Source organism: Colwellia marinimaniae (genome assembly GCF_002207865.1).
GTDB lineage: Bacteria > Pseudomonadota > Gammaproteobacteria > Enterobacterales > Alteromonadaceae > Colwellia > Colwellia marinimaniae.
Genome location: NZ_BDQM01000394.1, coordinates 1 through 252, shown reverse-complemented (window position 1 = coordinate 252; position 252 = coordinate 1). Strand labels below are relative to the sequence as shown.

Annotated in this window: 1 protein-coding gene; it reads right to left on the bottom strand. The window is 19.0% G+C overall.

Annotated features, from left to right (window positions below):
* Positions 1–252: hypothetical protein (locus tag MTCD1_RS23770; RefSeq protein WP_200818696.1), on the bottom strand; the 252-nt coding region annotated here is incomplete at both ends.

The following is a 252-nucleotide window of genomic DNA, read 5'->3' as shown; positions in this document are numbered from 1 at the left end:
CTCTTTTCTTTTTCTCTTCTCTTCTCTTTTTTCTTCTTTTTTTTCTCCTTTTTTTTTTTCCTCCTTTTTTTCTCTTTTTTTTTCTTCTTTTTTTTTTTTTTCTTTTTTTTTTTTTTTTCTTTTTTTCTTTTTCTTTTTTTTTTTTTTTTTTTTCTCTTTTCTTTTTTTTTCTTTTTTTTCTCTTTTTTCTTTCTTTTTCTGTTTTTTTTTTTCTCCTCTCTACTTTTTTTACGTCTGCTCTTTTTTTTTTTT